21 protein-coding genes are annotated in these 23,575 nt (G+C 70.1%); 11 read left to right on the forward strand and 10 right to left on the reverse strand.

The window, feature by feature from the left end; genetic code table 11:
* Positions 1 to 125: 125 nt before the first annotated feature.
* The 5 genes from SMIR_RS28585 to SMIR_RS28605 all read left to right on the forward strand — a co-directional run bounded on the left by SMIR_RS28585 (position 126) and on the right by SMIR_RS28605 (position 5,085).
* A complete protein-coding gene (locus SMIR_RS28585) occupies positions 126 to 1,124 on the forward strand; it encodes a TraR/DksA family transcriptional regulator (protein ID WP_212727553.1) in 999 nt (332 codons plus the stop codon).
* A gap of 92 nt (positions 1,125 to 1,216) precedes the next feature.
* Positions 1,217 to 1,813, forward strand: coding sequence for a signal peptidase II (gene lspA, locus SMIR_RS28590; RefSeq protein ID WP_168490593.1), 597 nt, complete (start codon positions 1,217 to 1,219; stop codon positions 1,811 to 1,813).
* A gap of 147 nt (positions 1,814 to 1,960) precedes the next feature.
* Entirely contained in the window at positions 1,961 to 2,905 is a 945-nt protein-coding gene (locus SMIR_RS28595) for an RluA family pseudouridine synthase (protein WP_097226191.1), read from the forward strand.
* Complete coding sequence (locus tag SMIR_RS28600; RefSeq protein WP_168490592.1) at positions 2,902 to 3,390, forward strand: GNAT family N-acetyltransferase; 489 nt, start codon at positions 2,902 to 2,904, stop codon at positions 3,388 to 3,390. The genes SMIR_RS28595 and SMIR_RS28600 overlap by 4 nt, the downstream gene beginning before the upstream one ends.
* A gap of 108 nt (positions 3,391 to 3,498) precedes the next feature.
* Positions 3,499 to 5,085 (forward strand): Na+/H+ antiporter, encoded by a 1,587-nt coding sequence (locus SMIR_RS28605; RefSeq protein ID WP_212727554.1) that lies wholly within the window; start codon positions 3,499 to 3,501, stop codon positions 5,083 to 5,085.
* A 145-nt stretch (positions 5,086 to 5,230) separates the two neighbouring features.
* On the opposite strand, the gene SMIR_RS28610 is transcribed toward SMIR_RS28605, so the two are convergent.
* Positions 5,231 to 6,382, reverse strand: a complete 1,152-nt coding sequence (locus SMIR_RS28610; protein ID WP_212727555.1) for a mechanosensitive ion channel family protein — start codon at positions 6,380 to 6,382, stop codon at positions 5,231 to 5,233.
* Between the two features lie 99 nt (positions 6,383 to 6,481).
* Here SMIR_RS28610 and SMIR_RS28615 point away from each other — a divergent pair, with 99 nt between their 5' ends.
* Positions 6,482 to 7,051, forward strand: coding sequence for a dienelactone hydrolase family protein (locus SMIR_RS28615; protein WP_212727556.1), 570 nt, complete (start codon positions 6,482 to 6,484; stop codon positions 7,049 to 7,051).
* 124 nt (positions 7,052 to 7,175) lie between these two features.
* Here SMIR_RS28615 and SMIR_RS28620 read toward each other — a convergent pair whose 3' ends face one another.
* From SMIR_RS28620 to SMIR_RS28640, 5 genes are all read right to left on the reverse strand, one after another.
* Positions 7,176 to 7,529, reverse strand: a complete 354-nt coding sequence (locus SMIR_RS28620) for a hypothetical protein (RefSeq protein ID WP_054231476.1) — start codon at positions 7,527 to 7,529, stop codon at positions 7,176 to 7,178.
* Between the two features lie 101 nt (positions 7,530 to 7,630).
* Positions 7,631 to 9,301 (reverse strand): alkaline phosphatase D family protein, encoded by a 1,671-nt coding sequence (locus SMIR_RS28625; protein WP_168490588.1) that lies wholly within the window; start codon positions 9,299 to 9,301, stop codon positions 7,631 to 7,633.
* 92 nt (positions 9,302 to 9,393) lie between these two features.
* A complete protein-coding gene (locus SMIR_RS28630) occupies positions 9,394 to 10,203 on the reverse strand; it encodes a thioredoxin domain-containing protein (RefSeq protein WP_212727557.1) in 810 nt (269 codons plus the stop codon).
* Between the two features lie 93 nt (positions 10,204 to 10,296).
* Positions 10,297 to 10,980, reverse strand: a complete 684-nt coding sequence (locus SMIR_RS28635; protein WP_212727558.1) for a hypothetical protein — start codon at positions 10,978 to 10,980, stop codon at positions 10,297 to 10,299.
* Between the two features lie 92 nt (positions 10,981 to 11,072).
* Positions 11,073 to 12,416, reverse strand: coding sequence for a DUF2252 domain-containing protein (locus SMIR_RS28640; protein WP_168490586.1), 1,344 nt, complete (start codon positions 12,414 to 12,416; stop codon positions 11,073 to 11,075).
* Positions 12,417 to 12,686: 270 nt separating this feature from the next.
* Here SMIR_RS28640 and dnaE point away from each other — a divergent pair, with 270 nt between their 5' ends.
* Positions 12,687 to 16,226, forward strand: coding sequence for a DNA polymerase III subunit alpha (dnaE, locus tag SMIR_RS28645; protein ID WP_168490585.1), 3,540 nt, complete (start codon positions 12,687 to 12,689; stop codon positions 16,224 to 16,226).
* A gap of 103 nt (positions 16,227 to 16,329) precedes the next feature.
* Here dnaE and SMIR_RS28650 read toward each other — a convergent pair whose 3' ends face one another.
* Positions 16,330 to 16,506 (reverse strand): hypothetical protein, encoded by a 177-nt coding sequence (locus SMIR_RS28650; protein ID WP_167552113.1) that lies wholly within the window; start codon positions 16,504 to 16,506, stop codon positions 16,330 to 16,332.
* A 228-nt stretch (positions 16,507 to 16,734) separates the two neighbouring features.
* Between SMIR_RS28650 and SMIR_RS28655 the strand changes: the two genes are divergently transcribed.
* The 4 genes from SMIR_RS28655 to SMIR_RS28670 all read left to right on the forward strand — a co-directional run bounded on the left by SMIR_RS28655 (position 16,735) and on the right by SMIR_RS28670 (position 20,833).
* Positions 16,735 to 17,952 carry an NYN domain-containing protein gene (locus tag SMIR_RS28655; RefSeq protein WP_099925734.1) on the forward strand — a complete coding sequence of 406 codons (1,218 nt, stop codon included), beginning with the start codon at positions 16,735 to 16,737 and terminating at the stop codon, positions 17,950 to 17,952.
* A 167-nt stretch (positions 17,953 to 18,119) separates the two neighbouring features.
* Positions 18,120 to 19,142, forward strand: a complete 1,023-nt coding sequence (locus tag SMIR_RS28660; protein WP_177323972.1) for an ABC transporter ATP-binding protein — start codon at positions 18,120 to 18,122, stop codon at positions 19,140 to 19,142.
* A 169-nt stretch (positions 19,143 to 19,311) separates the two neighbouring features.
* The gene (locus tag SMIR_RS28665; RefSeq protein ID WP_168490583.1) at positions 19,312 to 20,133 is read left to right on the forward strand and encodes an ABC transporter permease; all 822 of its coding nucleotides are present in this window, start codon (positions 19,312 to 19,314) and stop codon (positions 20,131 to 20,133) included.
* A 34-nt stretch (positions 20,134 to 20,167) separates the two neighbouring features.
* On the forward strand, positions 20,168 to 20,833 hold the full coding sequence (locus SMIR_RS28670; protein WP_168490582.1) for an AAA family ATPase: 666 nt from the start codon (positions 20,168 to 20,170) through the stop codon (positions 20,831 to 20,833).
* Between the two features lie 417 nt (positions 20,834 to 21,250).
* On the opposite strand, the gene ybaK is transcribed toward SMIR_RS28670, so the two are convergent.
* From ybaK to SMIR_RS28685, 3 genes are read right to left on the reverse strand one after another with little or no spacing between them, the layout of a single operon-like run.
* Positions 21,251 to 21,754, reverse strand: coding sequence for a Cys-tRNA(Pro) deacylase (gene ybaK / locus SMIR_RS28675; protein WP_168490581.1), 504 nt, complete (start codon positions 21,752 to 21,754; stop codon positions 21,251 to 21,253).
* A 13-nt stretch (positions 21,755 to 21,767) separates the two neighbouring features.
* Positions 21,768 to 22,508, reverse strand: coding sequence for an LON peptidase substrate-binding domain-containing protein (locus SMIR_RS28680; protein WP_168490580.1), 741 nt, complete (start codon positions 22,506 to 22,508; stop codon positions 21,768 to 21,770).
* 11 nt (positions 22,509 to 22,519) lie between these two features.
* A complete protein-coding gene (locus SMIR_RS28685) occupies positions 22,520 to 23,551 on the reverse strand; it encodes a hypothetical protein (protein WP_422664528.1) in 1,032 nt (343 codons plus the stop codon).
* Between the last annotated feature and the right edge of the window lie 24 nt (positions 23,552 to 23,575).

Consider the following 23,575-nt stretch of genomic DNA (forward strand, 5'->3'; position numbering starts at 1 on the left):
TTCGTCGCGCGAGACCCGCGGGGCGGACGAAACGTTGGTGGGCCCGGTTGCCGCGGGCCAGAAGTCGATTTATCGTCCCAGCACGATTTGCGCGCAAAATCACAATATGTGAAGGGGCCGCGGCCATGGTGGCGAAGAAGACCGCCGTACAGCAGTCGGCGTCCGGCAGATCCACGGGTCCGGCGGCCAAGGACGTGGGTGGCAAGAAGAGCGCGTCGGTGGCGCCCGTGGCGCACGCGGCGGCCAGCCCGGTGAAGACCGCCACGAAGACCGTCACCAAGACGGCCACGAAAGCCGCTGTCGGCAAGAAGGCGGCGGCCACCAGGAAAGCGGCTGCGGGTAAGGCCGCCGGAGTCGGGAAGACGGCCGCTCCGAAGACCACCACCGGCAAAGCGGCCGCTACGAAGGGAGCCACCAGGAAAACGGTCGCCAAGAAAGCGGTCTCCAAGAAAACGGTGGCCAAGGAAGTGGTGGCCAAGGAAGCCGCGGCCCGGAAGGCGGTGGCCAAGAAGGCCGACGGGAAGAGCGTGGCGAGGAAGAGCACCGACACGGCAAGGAAAAGCACCAGTACGGCGAAGAAGTCGGTCGCTTCCGCGGCCGAAGGCGCGGCCAAGGCCGCGAAGACGACGGGAGCCACGACGGTGGTTGCGAAGAAGACTCCTGGCACGGCCACGGCGGCGCAGAACCCCACCGCGGTTCCCAAGGCACGGATCGCCGCGGTGGAGCCCGGCGAGCTCGCGGTGCGCCCCGGCGAGGACCCCTGGACTCCGGAGGAGGCCGCGGAGGCGCGCGCCGAACTCCAGTCCGAGGCGTTGCGGCTGAGCACCGAGATCTCGTCGTCCGGAGAGGCGATCGCGGACCTGATGCGCGACTCCGGCGACGGCGCGGGCGACGATCAGGCGGACACCGGCACGAAGAACATCACACGCGAGCACGAGATGGCCCTGGCGGCCAACGCGCGCGAGATGCTGGAGCAGACCGAGCGAGCGCTGGAGCGGCTCGACGCGGGCACGTACGGGCTCTGCGAGAACTGCGGCAACCCCATCGGCAAGGCGCGGATGCAGGCCTTCCCGCGGGCCACCCTGTGCGTCGAGTGCAAGCAGAAGCAGGAACGCCGCTACTGAATGACGCGGGAGGGCTCCTGCGCACGTGGGCGCCGGGGGGTGTGCCGTACCCTCGTCCTCAGTCAGGCACCTAGGTCGAGGGACTCACTCACGTGGCAGAGGCGGAGCGCATCATCGGTACGCCGGATACCCCAGGAGCGGGCGGCGCCGAGCCGGAGCAGTCCGGCGCGGAAGGGACCGGGGCCCCGGCCGAGGGGCCCAGGGGCAGGCGCAGGATCGCCGTCCTGTTCACCGTCGCCGCCCTGGCGTACGCCCTCGACCTGGTCAGCAAGCTGATCGTGGTCGCGAAGCTGGAGCACCACGCGCCGATCCAGATCATCGGGGACTGGCTGAGGCTCGAGGCGATCCGCAACGCGGGAGCGGCCTTCGGCTTCGGCGAGGCGTTCACGATCATCTTCACGGTGATCGCCGCGGCCGTGATCGTGGTGATCGCGCGGCTCGCGCGCAAGCTCTACAGCCTGCCCTGGGCGATCGCGCTCGGTCTGCTGCTGGGCGGTGCGCTCGGCAACCTGACCGACCGGATCTTCCGCTCGCCCGGGATCTTCGAGGGCGCGGTCGTGGACTTCATCGCGCCCAAGCACTTCGCGGTCTTCAACCTGGCCGACTCGGCGATCGTCTGCGGCGGCATCCTGATCGTGCTGCTGTCCTTCCGCGGGCTCGACCCGGACGGCACGGTTCACAAGGACTGATCGGTCCACAAGGACTGATCGGCCCGCACGGAGTGTCGTACGGGGACGTCTGGAAGGACTCTGGAAGGACGTCTGGAGACAGGTCCACGGGCACTGCTGTTCGGGCGATGGTCCGGCGGTGTCCGACCCGTCCGGCATACTCGACGGGTGAGTACCATTCCCGAGATCCGCAACCTGCCCGTGCCCGACGGCCTGGAGGGCGAGCGCGTCGACGCCGCCATCTCCCGCATGTTCGGCTTCTCCCGCACGAAGGCCGCCGAGCTCGCCGCGGCGGGGAAGGTCACGGTCGACGGCTCGGTGGTCGGAAAGTCCGAGCGGGTGCACGGCGGCGCCTGGCTGGAAGTGGAGATGCCGCAGGCTCCCGCCCCCGTGCAGATCGTCGCCGAGCCCGTCGAGGGCATGGAGATCGTGCACGACGACGACGACATCGTCGTGATCATCAAGCCGGTCGGTGTGGCCGCGCACCCGAGCCCCGGCTGGAGCGGTCCGACGGTGATCGGCGGCCTCGCGGCGGCCGGATACCGGATCTCGACCTCGGGTGCCGCCGAGCGGCAGGGCATCGTGCACCGGCTGGACGTCGGCACCTCCGGGCTGATGGTCGTGGCCAAGTCGGAGCGCGCGTACACCTCGCTGAAGCGACAGTTCAAGGAACGCACGGTCGACAAGCGGTACAACGCGCTGGTCCAGGGGCACCCCGACCCGATGAGCGGCACCATCGACGCGCCCATCGGCCGGCACCCGAACCACGACTACAAGTGGGCGGTGACGGCCGAGGGCAAGCCGTCCGTCACGCACTACGACCTGATCGAGGCGTTTCGCGCGGCCAGCCTGCTCGACATCAAGCTGGAGACCGGCCGCACCCATCAGATCCGTGTCCACATGGCGGCCCACCGCCACCCGTGCGTGGGCGACCTGACCTACGGCGCGGACCCGACGATCGCCAAGCGGCTCGGTCTGACCCGGCAGTGGCTGCACGCGGTGCGGCTCGGCTTCGAGCACCCCGGGGACGGGCAGTGGGCGGAGTTCGAGAGCGACTACCCCGAGGACCTGCAGAAGGCGCTCGACAAGGTGCGTGAGGAGAGCTACGCGTGAGCGGCTCGGACGGGGCGCGGGGCGGCTCCTACGCGGTGCGGGTGGCCGAGGACGCCGCGGACCGCGAGGCGTGCTTCGCGGTGCGCAAGGAGGTCTTCGTCGGCGAACAGGGCGTCCCTGAGGACATCGAGTACGACGCGTACGACGCCGGTGCCCTGCACGTGCTGGCGGTCCGCGAGGACGGGGTGCCGCTGGGCACCGGCCGGCTCCTGTACGGCCCGGAGGCCGCCGCCAAGACCGGCGGCGACCTGACGGTCGGCTCGCTCGGCCGGCTCGCCGTGACGAAGGCGGCGCGGGGGCTCGGCGCCGGCGTGGCCCTCGTACGGGCCATCGAGGACGCGGCACGCGCGCGTGGGCTCGCCGCGGTGGACCTGCACGCGCAGACGCAGGCGATGGGGTTCTACGAGCGGCTCGGGTACGTGGCGTACGGCGCGGAGTTCCTCGACGCCGGGATCGATCACCGGGCGATGCGCAAGGCTCTGTGAGACGGGATTCGTCGCACACGAGCTGCCGGAAGGGCATTGTCGTAGGCGCGTGGCACGCTTGAGGTCTGGCTCTTCCTTGATCGCCTAGACCTAGCCGGAGCGCGGACCGTGGATCAGTTGGCCCTGTTGTTCGTGCTGCTGCTCGGGGCCGTGGTGAGCGTCCCGGTGGGGGACCGGCTCAGGCTGCCGGCGCCGGTCCTGATGACGCTCCTCGGGATCGTGCTCGCCGTCCTGGACTTCGTGCCCAATGTGGACGTCCCGCCTGACCTGATCCTGCCCCTGCTGCTGCCTCCGCTGCTGTACGCCTCGGTGCGGCGCACCTCGTGGAGACAGTTCACCGCCAACAAACGGCCGATCTTCCTGCTCGCCGTGGCGCTGGTGTTCGTCACCACGGCGGCCGTGGCCCTCGTCGCGGGCGCCATCGTGCCGGGGCTGCCGATCGCCGCCGCCGTCGCCCTGGGCGCGCTGGTGGCGCCGCCCGACCCGGTCGCCGCGACGGCCGTCGCGGGACAGCTCGGGCTGCCCCGCCGACTGGTGTCGATCCTGGAGGGCGAGGGGCTCTTCAACGACGTGACGGCCATCGTGCTCTACCACGTCGCGATCGCCGCCGCGGTGAGCGGCACCTTCTCCCCGTGGCGGGCAGGGCTCGATCTCGTGCTGTCCGCAGTGGTCGCGGTCGCCGTCGGGCTGGCGCTGGGGTGGGCGGCGAACAAGCTGATGTCGCTGCTCGGCGACGCCACGTTGCAGATCGGGCTGACGCTGCTCGTGCCCTTCGCGTCGTACGTCCTGGCGGAGGAGCTGCACGGGTCCGGGGTGCTCGCCGTGCTCACCACCGCGATGTTCCTCGCGGAGTACGCCACCGATGCCGACGACGTCATGACTCGGCTCGCCGGGTACACGTTCTGGGACGTGGTGGACACGCTCGTCACCGGGGTCGCGTTCGGGCTGATCGGGCTCGAACTGCACAACGCGATCAGGACGGCGTCGGGGCGGTGGGGGGAGATGCTGGGATGGGCCGCCGCGGTCGTCGCCGTCGTGGTGCTCGTACGGCTGGCGTATCTGATGCCGGCGACGTGGCTGACGAAACGGCTGCATGCGAAACGGGACTACGACGAGGAGATTCCGACCTCGTGGCGGGAGACCGTGATCATGTGGTGGTCGGGGATGCGGGGGGTCGCGTCCGTGGCCCTTGCGCTGGCCATTCCGCTGAAGATGGACGACGGGTCGCCGTTTCCCGACCGGGACGAGATCATCTTCATCGCGTTCGGGGTGATCATGGCGACGCTGGTGCTCCAGGGGCTCACGCTGCCGTGGCTGGTGCGGAGGCTCGGGGTACGGGCCGACGAGGATGTCGAGAAGGCGTTCGAGAAGGAGCTGGCGGTGCGGGCGGCGAAGGCGGCGAAGCGGAGGCTCAAGGAGATCGAGGAGGTGGAGGAGCTGCCGGAGGAGTTGTCCGAGCAGCTGATTCGGCGGGCCTTCGACATCGGGACGCGGATCAGTCCGGATCTGGGGGACGAGGAGCGGAGGGAGGCGTATGAGCAGCGGGCTCGACGGATGAAGCGGTTGCGGCGGATTCAGGGGGAGATGTTGAGTGCGGCGAGGCATGAGGTGTTGTCGGCGCGGAGTGAGCCGGGGGCGGATCCGGAGATCGTGGACCGGGTGCTGCGGCACCTGGACGTCCGTAGCTTGCGGTGACGTTGCACTGGGCCTGGGCTGAGTCTGTTCTCCCGCCCGCGCACCGCCCGTTTCCACCACCCCGCTGACAAGCGGCGGTCGCATGTGGGGGTGACTCGTCGTCACCGACTGCGAGTGGTGAGGGGTGGTGGGGCCCCTCTGGTGGTCAGCCTCGGCCTGGGCCCGTTCGTGGGGGGTCGGGGGTGTGGGGGGTCGTGGGGGCGGTTATCGCGTCGTCGGTGTCGTCGTGGTCCGGGCGCTGGCGGTGGCCGTTGGGCCAGCGCGGCGGCAGGATCGCTTCGGCGGTGTTGACGCGGGGGAGGGCGTAGGGGTGTTCGTCGGTGAGCCAGCGGATCATGCGCTCGCGCACCGTGACCCGTACCGTCCAGATGTCGTCCGCGTCCTTCGCGGTCGCCAGGGCGCGCACCTGCATGGTGTTGGGGGTGGAGTCGGTGACGGCGAGGCCGTAGTCGCGGCCGTCCCAGGCCGGGCACTCGCGCAGGATGTCGCGGAGCTGTTCGCGCATGGCCTCCACGGGCGCCGAGTGGTCGACGTGGAAGAAGACGATGCCGGTCATCTGGGGTGTGCCACGGGACCAGTTCTCGAAGGGCTTGGAAGTGAAGTACGAGACCGGCATCGTGATCCGGCGCTCGTCCCACGTGCGTACCGTCAGGAACGTCAGTGTGATCTCCTCGACGGTGCCCCACTCGCCGTCCACCACGACCGTGTCACCGAGGCGCACCATGTCGCCGAAGGCGATCTGCAGCCCGGCGAAGAGATTCGCCAGCGTGGACTGGGCGGCGACACCGGCGACGATGCCGAGGATGCCGGCCGAGGCCAGCAGCGAGGCACCGGCCGCGCGCATCGCGGGGAAGGTGAGCAGCATCGAGGCGACGGCCACCACGGTGACGATCGCGGACACCACCCGTTGGATCAGGGTCACTTGCGTGCGCACCCGGCGGACCCGCGCCGGGTCGCGGTGGGCGTTCGCATAGCGGGTGTAGGAGGTCTCGACGATCGCCGTCGCGATGCGGATCACGAGCCACGCGGCGGATCCGATGAGGACCAGGGTCAGGGTGCGGCCGACGCCGACCCGGTGTTCCACGAGCAGCTTCGCCTGGTCGTACGAGCCGCGCAGCAGGGCGGCGAACAACACGAGCTGGAAGGGGACCCGTGCGCGACGCAACAGGCCCCACAGAGAGGTTTCCTGGTGCCGGGCGTCTGCCTTGCGCAGTACGCGGTCCACGGCCCACCCGATGAGCAGCGTGAGCACGACCGAGCCACCGACGACGATCAGGGGACGCAGTACGTTCTCCATGCCTGAGACCGTAACCGGCTCGGGGCCGCTCTGAACATGTCGCCCCGGTCCCTGGGCCTCGATCCGGTGTTGTCAGTCCTGGCTGGCACCATGGGGCGCATGAACATCATGCTCTTTCACTCGACCTACGGGCCCCGGCCCGCGGTGCGTGCGGCGGCCGAGCGGCTGCGTGCCGCGGGGCACGAGGTGTGGACCCCGGACCTCTTCGAGGGACGCGTCTTCGAGACCGTGGAGGAGGGCATGGCCTTCAACGACGGGATCGGCAAGGAGGAGCTGCTCAGACGAGCCGTCCTGGCCGCCGCTCCCTACTCCGAGCGCGGCCTGGTGTACGCGGGATTCTCGCTCGGCGCCTCCATCGCGCAGACCCTGGCGCTCGGCGACGAGAAGGCCCGTGGGCTGCTGCTCCTGCACGGCACGTCGGACATCGCCGAGAGCGCGTCGGTGGACGAGCTGCCGGTCCAGCTGCATGTCGCGGAGCCGGACCCGTTCGAGACGGACGACTGGCTGAGCGCCTGGTACCTGCAGATGGGCAAAGCGGGCGCCGACGTGGAGATCTACCGGTACGCGGGCGCCGGGCACGTCTACACCGACCCCGACCTGCCCGACTATGACGAGGAGGCCGCCGAGGCCACCTGGCGGGTGGCGCTCGGCTTCCTCGACTCGCTGTAGCGGTCCGCCGCACCGGGGCGACAGGCTTCCAACGGACAGGCCCGGGCCATCTGTCGGATGACCCGGGCCTGCCTGTTCACCTTCGATCAACTGCGACTACCGGTGTTGTGGAACGTCGGAGACCCTAGCCCGGGAAGCACTCCTTGGGCGGGTGCACCTGCGACGGGAAGTGACCGGACCACACCCAGGACGTCGGCTTGGAGTCGTAGATCCTGAACCACCGTTCCCCCGAGGGGGTCTTGGTGGTCGAGCACTGGATCCGCAGGGTCGTGCCCCGCGGCTCCGTGCGGTACCTCGTCGACGAGGAAGTGGGCTGGGCGTATATGGGAGAGCTTTCCGCCGTGGTCAGGTTGACGAAGGCCGGTGCCGCTGCCGCCGTGGCTTCCTGCGCCTCGGCGGATGTGGCGGTGAGTCCGGCGAGGGCCAGGGCGGCGCCGAGCACTGCGGTCTTCGTCAGGACACTTTGGGGGGTGGCCATGTGACTCCAATCCTCATGAAACTGACGGATCGCCAGTGTGACGATTCGACAATGTGTGCGACGCTATCAAGATCCCCCTGGTCGGCACCCGGAATTGTTTTCTATACCGGGTCGTAGGTGCGCTCGACCTTCTGCGTGCCGGTGCGCGTGCGGTACGAACGAGCCCAGGCCGAGGTCGCGTTGGCGTTCGTGCGGTCGGACAGGACGTAGTAGTCCATCTGCGCGCGGTCGGCGGTGATGTCCAGGACGCCGTATCCGTGGCGGTCGGTGTCGACCCAGTGGACGTGGCGGTTGGCGATCTGGATGAGCGGGGCGGCGACCGCGGAGACCGTGCCCTCGGGGACCTTCACGATGTCGTCGAGGTTGTCCGAGGTCACCGAGGTGATCACGAACTCGGTGGCGGCCGACGCGGACAGCGGGTACGTCCCGGCGTCCACCGGCACGTCGTTGGCCCAGGACATGTGGATGTCGCCGGTGAGGAACACCGTGTTGCCGATCGCGTTCGAGCGCAGATGGGCGAGGAGTTCACGGCGGTCGTCGGTGTAGCCGTCCCACTGGTCGGTGTTGACGCCGATGCCGTCCTGCGGCAGGTCCAGCAGCTTGGCGAGCGGCTTGAGCAGGTCGGCGGTGAGCGAGCCGATGACGAACGGCGCGATCATCACCGAGTTGCCGACCAGCCGCCAAGTGGTGTCGGACGCCTTCAACCCGGCCTTCAGCCAGTCGAGTTGTGCGCGCCCGGTGATCGTGCGGTCCGGGTCGTCGACCGAACCGCTGCCCGTGGACGCCTGCTGGGAGCGGAAGGAGCGCAGGTCCAGCAGGGACAGGTCGGCGAGTTTGCCGAAGCGCAGCCGGCGGTAGGTGGTGCCCTCGATCGCCGGGCGTACCGGCATCCACTCGAAGTAGGCCTGTTTCGCCGCGGCCTGACGTGCCGTCCAGGTTCCCTCGGCGCCCTCGGTGTGGTTGACCGCGCCGCCGGACCAGGCGTTGTCGGCGAACTCGTGGTCGTCCCAGATCGCGATGACCGGCGCCTTGAGGTGCAGGGCCTGAAGGTCCGGGTCGGTCTTGTACTTGCCGTGCCGGGTGCGGTAGTCGGCGAGCGTGATGATCTCGTTCAGGGGCGCATGAGGCCGTACGACCGTGCCGCGGGCCGCGTACTCGCCGGACTTGTACTCGTAGATGTAGTCCCCGAGATGCAGCCAGGCGTCCAGGTCGCTCCGTGCCGCGAGATGGCGGTACGAAGCGAAGTAGCCCGCCTCCCAGTTGGCGCAGGTGACGACGCCGAAGCGCAGGCCGGAGACGCTCGCGTCCGCCGCCGGCGCGGTGCGGGTGCGCGCCACCGGCGAGTCGGTGCCGCCGGCCGAGAACCGGAACCAGTAGTCGGTGGCCGGCCGTAGACCACGGATGTCGGCCTTCACGGTGTGGTCGGAGGCGGCGGTCGCGGTGAGGGAGCCCTTGGAGACGACGTTCGTCAGCGCCTTGTCCGTGGCGACGATCCAGCTGACCTCGGTGTCCGGGCCGAGCCCCGAGCCGGGTATCGCCTCGGAGTCGGGCGTCACCCGGGTCCACAGCAGGACACCGTCGGGCAGCGGGTCGCCGGAGGCGACACCGTGCAGGAAGGCGGGAGTGTCCGTGGCGGCGCGGGCCGGGAGTGCGGCGGCGAGCGGGCCGGCCAGGACAGCGGTCGCCGCCGCGGCCTTGACGACCGTACGGCGGCGGGGCGAGGGAGAGTTGAGGCCCTGAGATGCCTCGGATGATCTGTATCGACTGGTCACGACCGAACAGGTTACTGATCGGTATGCGCGAGAGCGGGCGAACCTCGAAAGTTCGCCCGCTCTTCATGCGGAGGCCGGATTCCCCGTTGGCGTCAGCCCTTGAGGGCCGCGTCCACCACCTTGTCGAAGTCGGCCACCGTCAGCAGCGGGGTGCCGCCGTTGAGCTGCTTGCCGTCCATGACGAAGCCCGGGGTGCCGGTCACGCCCTCCTTGTTGTCGTCGAAGGTCTTCGACATGGCCATCGCCCAGGCGTCGTAGGTGCCCTTCTTCACCGCGTTCTGGAACGCGGTGTTGCCCTTCAGCGCGGTAACGGTGTCGGCGACCTGGAGGAGGTAGGCGTCGTCCTTGAACTTGTCGGTCGTCTCGTCCGGGTGCCACTTCGTCGAGTACAGCGCGGTCTTGTACTCGAGGAACGCCTCGGGGCTGACGTTCAGCGCGGCGCCCAGGGCGCTCAGCGCGTTCTTGGAGCCCTGGCCGTTGTCCTTGTCGTCGATGAACGTGGCGCCGACGTACTGGAACTTGAACTTGCCGTTGTCGATGTCCTTCTTCACGGTCGAGCCGACGGTCTGCTCGAACTGGGCGCAGACCGGGCAGCGCGGGTCCTCGTAGACCTTGAGGGTCTTCTTGGCGGTGCTCTTGCCGATGACGACGGTGGTGCCCTTGGTGCCCGTGGTGTTGGCCGGGGCGACGACCTTGGCGTCCTTCAGACCCGCCCAGTAGCTCGGCTTGTTCTTCTGTACGACCGCGTAGCCGACGCCGCCGGCTATCGCGAGGACGGCGACGATGGAGCCGGCCACGATGGCCTGGCGCTTGACCTTGTCGCGCTTGGCCTGGCGCTCGCGCTCGAGGCGCAGCTTCTCCCGGGCCGCCGTCTTCGCCGCCTGGCTGTTCCGCTTGCTCATGTTGGTGATCTCCATGGGGGACGCGCACACGTCGTACGCGGATACGTATGGGGGACTGCTGGTGCTCAAGGGCTGTCGCGCAGAAGCGATGGCTCAGGCGAAAGCGGCCGAGAGCGGCGGTCCACGCCGTCCCAGGGAGTGCACGAACAGGCGGGTGCGGGCGCCCGCGCTCCGGCGCGCGGGGCGCGGCAGCCGGCGTACCGGGGCGAGTCGTACGGTCACGGCGGCGACCGCGATCAGCAGGGGCCGGAAGGTGGCCGCGGCCACCGCGCGCAGCAGCTGGTCCAGGGCGCGGTCGCCGCGGCGCAGCCAGGCGGCCGCGAGCAGCCCGACGGTGACATGGGCGGCGAGCAGCAGCCAGGCGGCGGCCGGGTCGGTCTGCGCCAGCAGGGCGGCGGCACGGCCGCCGCTGCCGCCGGTCACATGGGCCAGCGGGGTGCCCACGCTGCCGCCGCACAGCACATCGAATCCGACCGAGCGCAGCGGGCCCGCGACGGGGCCGCCCGCCCTGCCGTAACAGACGTGCTGGCCCGTGGTGAACACGGTGTCGGCGGTCAGCTCCAGCGGGATGAGCAGGGCGGCGATCCGGCCGAAGCCGCGCTCGCGGCCCGCCAGCGCGTACGCGATGACGAAGACGGCCGCGGCGATCGCCGCCACGGTGCCCAGCGGCAGCGGGACCCGGGACAGCAGCACGTGCGACGCGGTGGAGAGCGTCACGACGACAGCCGTGAACAGTGCCGCGCGCACGGCTCTGAGCTGGGTCCCGGGTATGTCCATAGCGGAGCCGAGTGTCCCACGTGCTCCCGTAAGGGCCCCCTAAAGGGTTCCTATGCGTTACAGGAGCGTTGTGGCTCCGTCGTCCGGGGTGCCTACAGGCCCGGGATCCGGCCGTTGCGGAACAGGTCGACGAAGATCTGGTGGTCGGCACGCGCGCGTGCGCCGTAGCCGTGCGCGAAGTCCACCAGGAGGCCCGCGAAGCCGTCCTCGTCGGCGGCGATCGCGGCGTCGATGGCCCGCTCGGTGGAGAACGGGACCAGCTCCGAGTGGCCGCTCTCGTCGTCGGCCGCGGCGTGCATGGTGGCCGTGGCCCGGCCGAGGTCGGCGACGACCGAGGCGATCTCCTCAGGGTCGTCGATGTCGCCCCAGTCCAGGTCCACCGCGTACGGCGAGACCTCGGCGACCAGCTGGCCGGCGCCGTCCAGCTCGGTCCAGCCCAGCCACGGGTCGGCGTGCGCCTGCAGGGCACGCTGGGAGATCACCGTGCGGTGGCCCTCGTGCTGGAAGTACTCGCGGATCGCGGAGTCCGTGATGTGACGGGAGACGGCCGGGGTCTGGGCCTGCTTGATGTAGATCACGACATCGTTCTCCAGGGCGTCGCTGTTGCCCTCCAGGAGGATGTTGTACGAGGGCAGTCCGGCGGAGCCGATGCCGATGCCGCGGCGGCCGACGACGTCCTTCACCCGGTAGGAGTCCGGGCGGGCCAGGGAGGACTCCGGGAGCGTCTCCAGGTAGCCGTCGAAGGCCGCGAGCACCTTGTAGCGGGTGGCCGCGTCGAGCTCGATGGAGCCGCCGCCGGGCGCGAAGCGGCGCTCGAAGTCACGGATCTCGGTCATCGAGTCGAGCAGCCCGAAGCGGGTCAGCGAGCGTGCGTCACGCAGCGCGTCCAGGAGCGGGCCCTCGGCCGTGTCCAGCGTGAAGGGCGGCACCTCGTCGCTCTTGGCGCCGGTGGCCAGCGCGTGGATGCGCTCGCGGTAGGCCGCCGCGTACACCTTGACCAGCTCGGTGATCTGGTCGTCACTGAGCGCCTTCGCGTACCCGATGAGGGCCACGGAGGCGGCGAATCGCTTGAGGTCCCAGGTGAAGGGGCCGACGTACGCCTCGTCGAAGTCGTTCACGTTGAAGATCAGACGGCCGTTGGCGTCCATGTACGTGCCGAAGTTCTCGGCGTGCAGGTCGCCGTGGATCCACACGCGGGAGGTGCGCTCGTCCAGGTAGGGTCCGCCGCGCCTCGGCCCGAACCCGATCTCCGCGGTGAGGTCGTGGTAGAAGAGGCCCGCCGTGCCCCGGTAGAACGCGAAGGCGGAGGCCGCCATCTTGCGGAACTTGACGCGGAACGCGGCCGGGTCGGCGGCCAGGAGCTCGCCGAAGGCGGTGTCGAAGACGGCGAGGATCTGCTCGCCGCGTTGCTCGGCGCTGAGCTGCGGGACCGACATCGCTGGGTGCCTCCTGGTGCAGGTGGTGCGTGACATGAGGGAAGGACGTGTCCGTCCGCCGGGACGGTTGCTTCCGTCCTGTCCCAACGGACGAAGGTACGCGGGAGTGCCCGCGCGCCGGGGACGAACGGTACGCGCGCGTGCCCCGCGCCCTGGATGAAGGTACGGGTGATCGGCCGCGGAGTGTCAGTGGCGCGTCATAGACTTCGACGCTGTCCCCCCAGACTGTCCGCAGCCTGTCGACGATTGTTCTCCTTGGAGGCCGAAGCCGTGTCAAAGCCGCCGTTCACGCACCTGCACGTCCATACCCAGTACTCGCTGCTGGACGGTGCCGCGCGGCTCAAGGACATGTTCAATGCCTGCAATGAGATGGGCATGACACACATCGCCATGAGTGACCATGGCAACCTCCACGGGGCGTACGACTTCTTCCACACGGCGAAGAAGGCGGGCGTCACGCCGATCATCGGCATCGAGGCGTACGTCGCCCCCGAGTCCCGGCGCAACAAGCGCAAGATCCAGTGGGGTCAGCCCCACCAGAAGCGCGACGACGTGTCCGGTTCGGGTGGTTACACGCACAAGACGATCTGGGCGGCGAACCGGACCGGCCTGCACAACCTCTTCAAGCTCTCCTCGGACGCGTACGCCGAGGGCTGGCTCCAGAAGTGGCCCCGCATGGACAAGGAGACCATCTCCCAGTGGTCCGAGGGGCTCATCGCCTCCACCGGCTGCCCCTCGGGCGAGCTCCAGACCCGCCTGCGCCTCGGCCAGTACGACGAGGCACTGAAGTCGGCCGCCGAGTACCAGGACATCTTCGGCAAGGACCGCTACTTCCTGGAGCTGATGGACCACGGCATCGAGATCGAGCGCCGGGTCCGCGACGGACTCCTGGACATCGGCAAGAAGCTCGGCATCCCGCCCCTGGTGACGAACGACTCGCACTACACGTACGCGCACGAGGCGACCGCCCACGACGCCCTGCTGTGCATCCAGACCGGCAAGAACCTCTCCGACCCGGACCGCTTCCGCTTCGACGGCACCGGCTACTACCTGAAGTCCACGGACGAGATGTACGCCGTCGACTCCTCGGACGCCTGGCAGCAGGGCTGCGCCAACACTCTCCTGGTGGCCGAGCAGATCGACACCGCAGGCATGTTCGAGGCGAAGAACCTCATGCCGAAGTTCGACATCCCCGAGGGCTACACCGAGGTCACCTGGTTCCAGGAGGAGGTGCGCCTCGGCATGGAGCGGCGCTTCCCCGGCGGCGTCCCCGAGGACCGCCAGAAGCAGGCCGAGTACGAGATGGACGTCATCATCCAGATGGGGTTCCCGGGGTACTTCCTCGTCGTCGCCGACTTCATCATGTGGGCCAAGAAGCAGGGCATCGCCGTGGGCCCGGGCCGTGGCTCGGCGGCCGGTTCGATCGTCGCGTACGCCATGGGCATCACCGACCTCGACCCGATCCCGCACGGTCTGATCTTCGAGCGGTTCCTGAACCCCGAGCGCGTCTCCATGCCCGACGTCGACATCGACTTCGACGAGCGCAGGCGCGTCGAAGTGATCAGGTACGTGACCGAGAAATACGGCGCCGACAAGGTCGCCATGATCGGCACCTACGGAAAGATCAAGGCGAAGAACGCCATCAAGGACTCCGCGCGCGTCCTGGGCTACCCGTACGCCATGGGCGACCGCCTCACCAAGGCCATGCCCGCCGACGTCCTCGGCAAGGGCATCGACCTCAGCGGCATCACCGACTCCTCGCACCCGCGCTACAGCGAGGCCGGCGAGATCCGCGCGATGTACGAGAACGAGCCGGACGTGAAGAAGGTCATCGACACCGCCAAGGGCGTCGAAGGCCTGGTCCGCCAGATGGGCGTGCACGCCGCCGGCGTCATCATGTCCAGCGAGCCCATCGTCGACCACGCCCCGGTCTGGGTGCGGCACACCGACGGCGTGACCATCACGCAGTGGGACTACCCGCAGTGCGAGTCGCTCGGCCTGCTGAAGATGGACTTCCTCGGCCTGCGCAACCTGACGATCATGGACGACGCCGTCAAGATGGTGAAGTCCAACAAGGGCGTCGACCTCGACCTGCTGTCCCTCCCGCTCGACGATCCGACGACCTTCGAACTGCTCCAGCGCGGCGAGACCCTCGGCGTCTTCCAGTTCGACGGCGGCCCCATGCGCTCGCTGCTGCGCCTGATGAAGCCCGACAACTTCGAAGACATCTCCGCCGTCTCGGCGCTCTACCGTCCCGGCCCGATGGGCATGGACTCGCACACGAACTACGCGCTCCGCAAGAACGGCCTCCAGGAGATCACGCCGATCCACAAGGAGCTGGAGGAGCCCCTCCAGGAGGTCCTGGCGGTCACCTACGGCCTGATCGTGTACCAGGAGCAGGTGCAGAAGGCCGCCCAGATCATCGCCGGGTACTCGCTCGGCGAGGCCGACATCCTCCGCCGCGTGATGGGCAAGAAGAAGCCCGACGAGCTGGCGAAGAACTTCACCATCTTCCAGGCCGGCGCCCAGAAGAACGGCTACAGCGACGAGGCGATCCAGGCCCTGTGGGACGTGCTGGTGCCCTTCGCCGGCTACGCCTTCAACAAGGCCCACTCGGCCGCGTACGGACTGGTCTCGTACTGGACCGCCTACCTGAAGGCGAACTACCCCGCCGAGTACATGGCGGGCCTGCTCACCTCGGTCAAGGACGACAAGGACAAGTCCGCGATCTATCTGAACGAGTGCCGGCGCATGGGCATCAAGGTGCTGCCGCCGAACGTGAACGAGTCGGAGCAGAACTTCGCCGCGCAGGGCGACGACGTGATCCTCTTCGGGCTCTCCGCCGTCCGCAACGTCGGGACGAACGTCGTCGAGTCGATCATCAAGAGCCGTAAGGCCAAGGGGAAGTACGCCTCCTTCCCGGACTACCTCGACAAGGTCGAGGCGGTCGCCTGCAACAAGCGCACCACGGAATCGCTGATCAAGGCGGGCGCGTTCGACACGATGGGGCACACCCGCAAGGGCCTCACCGCGCAGTTCGAGCCGATGATCGACAACGTGGTGCAGGTCAAGCGCAAGGAGGCCGAGGGCCAGTTCGACCTCTTCGGCGGCATGGGCGAGGAGGACACCAGCGAGCCGGGCTTCGGACTCGACGTGGAGTTCACCACCGACGAGTGGGACAAGGCCTATCTGCTCGCCCAGGAGCGGGAGATGCTCGGTCTGTACGTCTCCGACCACCCGCTCTTCGGCCTGGAGCACGTGCTGTCCGACAAGGCCGACGCGGGCATCTCCCAGCTCACCGGAGGTGAGCACGCGGACGGCGCGGTCGTCACCATCGGCGGCATCATCTCGGGCCTCCAGCGCAAGATGACCAAGCAGGGCAACGCCTGGGCGATCGCCACGGTGGAGGACCTGGCCGGTTCCATCGAGTGCATGTTCTTCCCGGCGACGTACCAGCTGGTGTCGACCCAACTCGTCGAGGACGCGGTCGTCTTCGTCAAGGGGCGCCTCGACAAGCGCGAGGACGTGCCGCGGCTGGTCGCGATGGAGCTTCAGGTCCCCGACCTGTCGAACGCGGGCACCAACGCGCCCGTGATCCTCACGATCCCGGCGCTGAAGGTCACCCCGCCGATGGTGAGCCGCCTCGGCGAGATCCTCAGCCACCACAAGGGCGAGAGCGAGGTGCGCATCAGGCTCCAGGGCCCGCGCAAGACCACCGTGCTGCGGCTCGACCGGCACCGGGTGAAGCCGGATCCGGCGCTGTTCGGTGACTTGAAGGTGCTGCTGGGCCCGTCCTGCCTCGCGGGCTGACGGGATCAGCTGACAGGATCAGATGATGTACGCGAGGGGCGCATCCGTTGTCGGATGCGCCCCTCGGTGTGTACCTGGGCTTCAACAGCCCTTACGCGTGGCCTCAGTTGTGGCCGAAGCGCTTCTGGTGCTTGCGGGCGACGTCCGCGGGGCTGCCCTGGGCCTGCGACATCGGCGTGTGAGCCTCCGTCGAGGACCGCTGCGCCTGCTCCTGCGCACGCTCGGCCTGCGAGGAGCGGTCCTGCTGGCCGCCCTGCTTGCGGTTCTTGTTCTTGGCCATGGTGATTGCCTCCTGTGGGGCCCTCGGGGTCAGGGCCGGATCCAGATTCACATAGCCTGACAAGCAGTGCATTTCGGAGAATTACCGTGCGTAATAAGGCCTGTCGGAGCGTTATCCCCCGATACGCCACGCCGAAGATCGAGTTCGGGCCGTTAACCTCCGCGCCGTCGGGCAGACTCGAAGGAAGCCCGAAGCGAATCTCCCGGAACCGGAAAGAGGGTGGACCGCGTGGACCGCTGCATCGTCCTGGTGGACGCCGGGTATCTGCTCGGGGCTGCCGCCAGTCTCCTCGCCGGGGAGCCTTCGCGATCCCGGATCACCGTCGACCACGCCGCCCTCATCCAGGGCCTGCGCGAGCGCGCCGAGTCCGACACGGAGCGGCCCCTGCTGCGCATCTACTGGTTCGACGGCGCGCCCGACCGCGTACCGCAACCGGAGCACCGCCGGCTGCGCGTGATGCCACGGGTCACCGTGCGCCTCGGCGCGCTGACCCGCAGCGACGGACGGTGGGCGCAGAAGGGCGTCGACGCCGCCATGCACGCCGAGCTGACCGAGCTGGCCCGCAACCGCGCCTGCTCCGACGTGGTCCTGGTGACCGGCGACGGGGACCTGCTGCCGGGCATGATGGCCGCCAAGGAGCACGGCGTGGCCGTGCACCTGTGGGCCGTGCAGGCCGCGGACGGCGACTACAACCAGTCCGAGGACCTGGTCGCCGAGGCCGACGAGCGCCGGGTGCTGGACCGGGCGTGGATCACGAAGGCCGTACGGGCCAAGGACCTCGGCGGGATCTGCGCGCCGCAGCCCGTGCCGCGCCCCGAGATCGCCGCGATCCTCTCCGCGCCACTGCCCGACTCGTCGCTCGCCGGCGCGGCCGAGCGCCCCTCCGAGGCCGCGGAGCACAGCCCCGTCGCCGAGTCGCAGAACGGGGCCGAGGAGCGGGTTCCCGCCCCCAAGGGCGTGCCCACGCCGAAGGACCTGGCCGCGCTGCGCGCGCCGGGCGTCCAGGCCCCCCAGCACCCCGCCAGTGCGACGCTGCGGTGGTCGTCCGACAAGGGGTGGATCGAACGCCCCGGGGGCGCCACGGAGTCCACGGAGGCCGCCGCGCTGCCCACGCTCGCCCAGCTCACCTCCGCCGAGCAGCGATGGGCCGACCGCGAGGAGGACATCACCACGGTCGGCGGCGATCCCTACGAGGTGGGGCAGGTCTTCGCGCGCCGCTGGATGGAGCGGCTCACCGACCCGAGCCACCTGCAGAAGCTGTCCACGATGTACCCGCGGGTGCCGCACCGCGTGGACGGCGAGCTGCTGCGCTACGCCGCGCGCTTCGGGCTGCTCGCCCACAAGGACGACCAGATCGACGAGCACGACCGGTATGCGATCAGGGCGGGGTTCTGGCGGGAGATCGATGTGCGTACGGCGGCGGAGCATGCCCCTGCCGGGGAGTGAACCGGGGGAGCGGTTGAACCCCGGGTGTGCTCTTCCGGTATGGGTGGGTGGGGGCGCTTCTTCAGCGCGCCAGACCTTCGAGACCCGGGCCAGGACGGCTCGTGGACCGACTGAGGCGAGGGCCCCGGGCGCATAACGGGGCATCGGACCCCGTAGGCTCGTCCTTCGTGAGTACGCGCACGGCACAGGCAGTCCGGAACGGGCACAGGGGCGATGTCGTGTGCTCGGTGCGCGCGCTGACCAAGACCTACCCGGCCGTCCGTGGACGCCGTGGCAGCCCCGGTACACCCGAGGTGCGGGCCACCGACGGGGTACGGCTGGACATCCGGCGCGGCGAGATCTTCGGACTGCTCGGGCCGAACGGCGCCGGGAAGTCGACCCTCGTACGCCAGCTGACCGGGCTCATGCGCCCCGACAGCGGCAGCGTCGAGATCCTCGGACACGACATCGTGCGTCACCCCGAACGGGCTGCGCGCATCCTCGCCTACCTGGGACAGGAGTCCACCGCCCTCGACGAGCTGACCGTGTCGCTGGCCGCGGAGACGACCGGGCGGCTGCGCGGGCTCGAACTGCGCGAGGCGCGGGCCGAGCGGGACGCCGTACTCGACGAGCTGGGCCTCACCCCGATCGCCTCCCGCCCCCTGAAGAAGCTCTCCGGCGGGCAGCGGCGGCTGGCCTGCTTCGCCGCCGCGCTGGTCGGGCAGCGACCGCTGCTCGTCCTCGACGAGCCGACCACCGGCATGGACCCCGTGGCCCGGCGGGCCGTGTGGTCCGCCGTCGACCGGCGCCGGGCCGAGCACGGCGCCACCGTGCTGCTGGTCACCCACAACGTCATCGAGGCCGAGACCGTGCTCGACCGGGTCGCCGTCCTCGACCGGGGCCGCGTCATCGCCTGTGACACGCCGGCCGGGCTGAAGGAGCGGGTCGCGGGCGAGGTGCGGGTCGAACTCGTCTGGCGCGAGAGCGCGCCGCTGGACGTGCCCGAGGTCGCCGCGCTGCGCGCCCGGGCCGTCGAGTCGGGCCGCCGCTGGACCCTGAGGCTCGCCCCGGAGGAGGCCCGCGCGGCCGTCGCCACGGTCACCGGAGGCGCCGCGTTCGCCGCGCTCGACGACTTCACGCTGGCCACGCCGAGCCTGGAGGACGTGTACCTCGCGCTCGGCGGCAATGCGCAGGGGTTGGTGAAGGCGTGAGCGCGCGGGGTCTGGAATCCGTAGGGGAATCTGTACGGACAGGGGAGTCTGTACGGACAGGGGAGTCTGTACGGACGGGGAGGGGCGTCGTGGGTGTGGGAAGCGGCGTGGGAATCGGCGTCGGAAACAGGGACAGGACGGCTGCCGGAGTGAAGAGGAGCAGCTCGACGTGAGTGTCGTACCCGCTGAGGTGCTGCCGGGCAGTGCGCTGTCCATGGCCGAGGACGCCGGTGACGCCGCCGAACTCGGGCCGAGGGCGCGGCTGTGGCCCTCCCTCGCCGCCATGTACCGGGCCCAGCTCTCCCGCGCGCGCGTGGCGCGGATTCCGCTGCTGTTCGTGGCCACGGTCCAGTCCGTCGGCATCATGGTCATGATGCGTGGCGTGGTGGACGGCGGGGGCGAGGCCCGGTCGATCGTGGCCGGGGCGTCCGTCCTGGTCGTCGCCTTCGTCGGGCTCAACCTGCTGGCGCAGTACTTCGGACAGCTGCGGGCCGGCGGCGGGCTCGACCACTACGCGACCCTGCCGGTGCCGCCGGCCGCCGTCGTGCTCGGTGCCGCGGGCGCGTACGCGTCCTTCACCGTGCCCGGGACCGTGGTCACCGCCGTCGTCGGCTGCGTCCTCTTCGGGCTGCCGATGGCGCATCTGTGGGTGCTCGTCGCGGTGATCCCGCTCGCCGGCGCCGCGCTCGCCGGGCTCGGGGCGGCGCTCGGACTGCTTGCGCCTCGGCCCGAACTCGCCACGCTGCTCGGACAGCTGGGGATGTCGGCGGCGCTGTTGCTCGGGGTGCTGCCGGCGGACCGGCTGCCCACGGTGGTGCAGTACGGCCGCGATCTGCTGCCCTCCACCTACGGCGTCGAGGCCTTCGCGCGGAGCTTCGGGGCGCACCCCGACTGGGCCTTCGTCGTCGGCGACCTCGCCGTCTGCGCCGGCGTCGGGGTGGCCTCGCTTGCGGTGGCGACCTGGGCGTACCGCCGGGCGGCCGTCCGGTGACGCGGCCGACAGCCGGGCCTGGCACGATGTCAGTGTGACCGCACCGCTGACTCCGCCTCCGCCGCCGCACCAACCGCCCTCCGACGACGCCCATGCCTGGCAGGCTCCGCCCGCCGGGGGCGGCGCGGGGACCGTCGGGTACGAACAGGACGGGCCCGGGATGAAGACCGAAGTGCTGGAGGCCGCCGTCGTCACGGTGGCGGTGGCGCTCGCGGGAGTACTGCTCGGCGTGCTGTGGTGGTGGCTGGCGCCGCATGTGCCGCTGATCGCGGACGACAGCGCGGTGTATCTGAAGGACACCGAGGGTGAGCAGGCCATCGGGGTCGACGGAACGTTCACGCTGCTCGCGCTGGCGTTCGGTGCGGTCAGTGCGGTGGTGGTGTTTCTGGTGCGGCGGCGTGGGGGTGTGCCGCTCGTCGTGGCGCTGGCGGTGGGGGGTGTGCTCGGGTCGCTGCTCGCCTGGCGGATCGGGATCTGGCTCGGGCCGACGCAGAACGTGGTCGCCCACGCCAAGCAAGTGGGCAAGGGGGTTACCTTCTCCGCGCCGTTGAAGCTCGGGGCGAAGGGGGCGTTGCTGGCGTGGTCCCTGGCGGGGCTGGTGGTTCATCTCGGCCTCACCGCGTTGTTCGGTCCCCGCGATCCGGACCCCTACGCGAGCCCGTACGGGGCTCCGACCCCGCCGCAGCCTCCGGCGGTCTGAACCGGGGGCACGAGCGGCTTTTCCTCGCCCCCGCCGCCCCTGCCCTCCCCCAAGCTTTCGGCTTCGCTCGAGCAGGGGGGACCCCCATCATCCCCAGGGGCTCCGCCCCTTCAACCCCGCCAGGGGCGCAACCCCTGGACCCCCGCATCGCCCGAGGGCTCGTCCTCAAACGCCGGACGGGCTGAAGACGCCGGACGGACCGGAGATGCGGGGCAAAGCCCCGTCTTAGGGGCGCGGGGAACTGCGCGCTCAGCCACCGCCGGCCGTCAGTCGAACGGCTCCAGGGGGCCGGGCGCGTAGGTCATGGAGGTCGGTGGCCGTGGTTCGAGCGGCCCTTCTTCGTGCGCCACTTGCGTTTGCGGGTTCGTTTCGACATGCCTCTCGTGCTTAACGCAGGACGACGCATCCGTCGAGGGGTCACGCACGGGCGACCGGCGCGGACACCGCTTCCGTGAGGTGCGCCAAGTCGTCGGGGGCGAGCTCCACCTCAAGGCCCCGGCGGCCGGCCGAGACGCAGATCGTGGCGTGCCGGGCGGCCGAGGAGTCCAGGACCGTGGGGAGTTTCTTGCGCTGGCCCAGGGGGGAGATGCCGCCGCGGACGTAGCCCGTGGTGCGTTCGGCGGCCGCCGGGTCGGCCATGGCGGCGCGCTTGCCGCCCACCGCCGTGGCCAGGGCCTTCAGGTCCAGGGAGCCCGCGACGGGGACCACGGCGACCACGAGGGAGCCGTCCACGTCCGCGACCAGGGTCTTGAAGACGCGGTCGGGGGAGACGCCCATCGCCTCGGCGGCCTCCTCGCCGTAGGAGGGGTGCGCGGGGTCGTGCTCGTAGGCGTGGACCGTGTACGCGACGCCCGCCGCCGTCAGGGCCACCGTCGCGGGTGTGCCCCCGGACTGCTGCTGCTTCTTCGACTTCTTCGCCAAGGTGCCGATGCCTTCAGTTGAGACTTGTCGGGTTGCGCGTCAGTTCCGACGCCGGCAACGACGGCAGATTACGGATGATGGCGGTCTCGGCGCGCAGGAGTTTCAGCTCTTCGTGGAGGCGGGTGGCCGTGTCGGGAGCCTGGAGCAGCTTCTGTTTGGCCGGGATGTCGAGCATCACGGCGGCCGCCACCAGGTAGGAGACCACCGCCGGGTCGTCCGGCAGGTCCGCGCCGGTGGACAGTGAGCGTTCGCGGGCGCCCGCCAGCCGCTTCTGGTACTGGCGGAAGGCCCGCAGGACGCCCTCGGCGAGCGCGCCGGCCTCCTCGCCGGGTTCCTCCGGAAGTTCCTCCAGCTCGGCCGTCAGGAACGCGCCGGTGGCGTCCACGGACAGGAGCCGTACCCGCGTGGTGCCGGTGGCCAGTACCTCGAAACTGCCGTCGGCGCGCTCCCGGATGGTGGCCGCGTCCGCGACGCAGCCCATCTCGTGGAAGGCCTTGAGCGGGTCGTCCCCGAACCCGGCCGTGGGACCGCGCTGCGGCAGCGCCGTCTGGTCCGGCATGCCGGGTGCGGTGTGCGCGACCTCGTGGCCGTCGCGGATGGCGACGACGGCGAACCGGCGCGGTTTGTCCTCGGGGGTCTTCAGCAGTTCGCGCATCATGGCGCGATAGCGCTCCTCGAAAATGTTCAGGGGAAGCACGAGACCCGGGAAAAGTACCGAGTTCAGGGGGAAGAGCGGGAGCCGGACGGTGGTCACGACGCGAAAGCCTAATGGTCGCCGGAGCGGGCACGTCCGCCGTGCTCACTCCATGGATGGAGGGGGATGTTCGAGGCGACCTCCAGGCGGACTCCGTCGCGCAGTTCCAGGAACTGGCCCAGCGGGTCGTCGGAGACCCGGTCCCAGGGGAACGAGGTCGCGTACGGGCCGATCAGACGGAGCTGGTCCAGGGCGTCCTGCCAGCGCTCCAGCCTGATCAGGACGTAGGTGAGGAGGTTGCGTACCTCCGCGGGCCACGGGTCGGCGGGCGCGTATGCCGCCGAGACCGCGATCGCGAGGTCGGCCGCCTCGTCGAGCCGCTCACGCGGGATGACGGCCCGGCCGCCCTCGGTCAGATAGGCGAAGGCCGCCCGCACCGGAAGCGCCTGTACGAGTGAGCCGGGCAGCGCGTCCTGCGCGGCCCGCTCGGCGAAGTCGAAGCACTCGCGGTGCGAGCCGTACCAGGCGGCCGACAGGTACTTCAGGGCGGCCACATGGCAGCCGTAGTGGTGTGGGGAGCGGCGTACGGCCTCGCCCCACAGCTTCTCGAACTCGGTGTGTCCGGCATTGGTGCCACGGGCGTGGTCGAGCGCGATCCGCCAGGGCACCGGGTCGCGAGGGTCGCCCTCGGCGGCGGCGCCGATCAGTGGGCCGACCTCGCGCAGCAGCTCGGCGCGGGCGGGCGACTCCCACCAGCGGCGCACTGAGAGCTCGGCCTTGACCAGGAGCGCGTCCGGGTCGTGCGGGGACTCGCTCTGCCAGGTCTGGAGCCATTCGTCGCGGGTGCACGCGAAGGCGGCGAGACGTCTCCCGTAGCGGTCGCGGTTCTCCCACTCGGCGGCCTCGCGGGTGGCGGCGAGCAGTTTGGCCGCGATGTCGTACTCACCGCGGGCCGCCGCGACGAGGGCCGGGGCGAGCCGTTCGTCCGGGGCGTCCAGCAGTACCTCGTCGTCGGCGGGCAGTCCGGCGGCGAGGCGCGAAGTGTTCTTGACCATCCGGGCCGTACGGATGAACGCGCGCAGCAGTGCCATGGTGTCGACCATTGAAAGCCGCAGGTCGGAGCTGTA

It is taken from the genome of Streptomyces mirabilis (genome assembly GCF_018310535.1).
Classification (GTDB): Bacteria; Actinomycetota; Actinomycetes; order Streptomycetales; family Streptomycetaceae; genus Streptomyces.

Bases quoted from the DNA above. Each gene is read 5' to 3' on its own strand.
- SMIR_RS28615 (WP_212727556.1), top strand. From the start codon at position 6,482: ATGAACATCATGCTCTTTCACTCGACCTACGGGCCCCGGCCCGCGGTG.
- SMIR_RS28610 (WP_212727555.1), bottom strand. From the start codon at position 6,382: ATGGAGAACGTACTGCGTCCCCTGATCGTCGTCGGTGGCTCGGTCGTG.
- SMIR_RS28650 (WP_167552113.1), bottom strand. From the start codon at position 16,506: ATGGCCAAGAACAAGAACCGCAAGCAGGGCGGCCAGCAGGACCGCTCC.
- SMIR_RS28635 (WP_212727558.1), bottom strand. From the start codon at position 10,980: ATGGACATACCCGGGACCCAGCTCAGAGCCGTGCGCGCGGCACTGTTC.
- SMIR_RS28620 (WP_054231476.1), bottom strand. From the start codon at position 7,529: ATGGCCACCCCCCAAAGTGTCCTGACGAAGACCGCAGTGCTCGGCGCC.
- SMIR_RS28685 (WP_422664528.1), bottom strand. From the start codon at position 23,551: ATGGTCGACACCATGGCACTGCTGCGCGCGTTCATCCGTACGGCCCGG.
- SMIR_RS28585 (WP_212727553.1), top strand. From the start codon at position 126: ATGGTGGCGAAGAAGACCGCCGTACAGCAGTCGGCGTCCGGCAGATCC.
- SMIR_RS28640 (WP_168490586.1), bottom strand. From the start codon at position 12,416: ATGTCGGTCCCGCAGCTCAGCGCCGAGCAACGCGGCGAGCAGATCCTC.
- SMIR_RS28630 (WP_212727557.1), bottom strand. From the start codon at position 10,203: ATGAGCAAGCGGAACAGCCAGGCGGCGAAGACGGCGGCCCGGGAGAAG.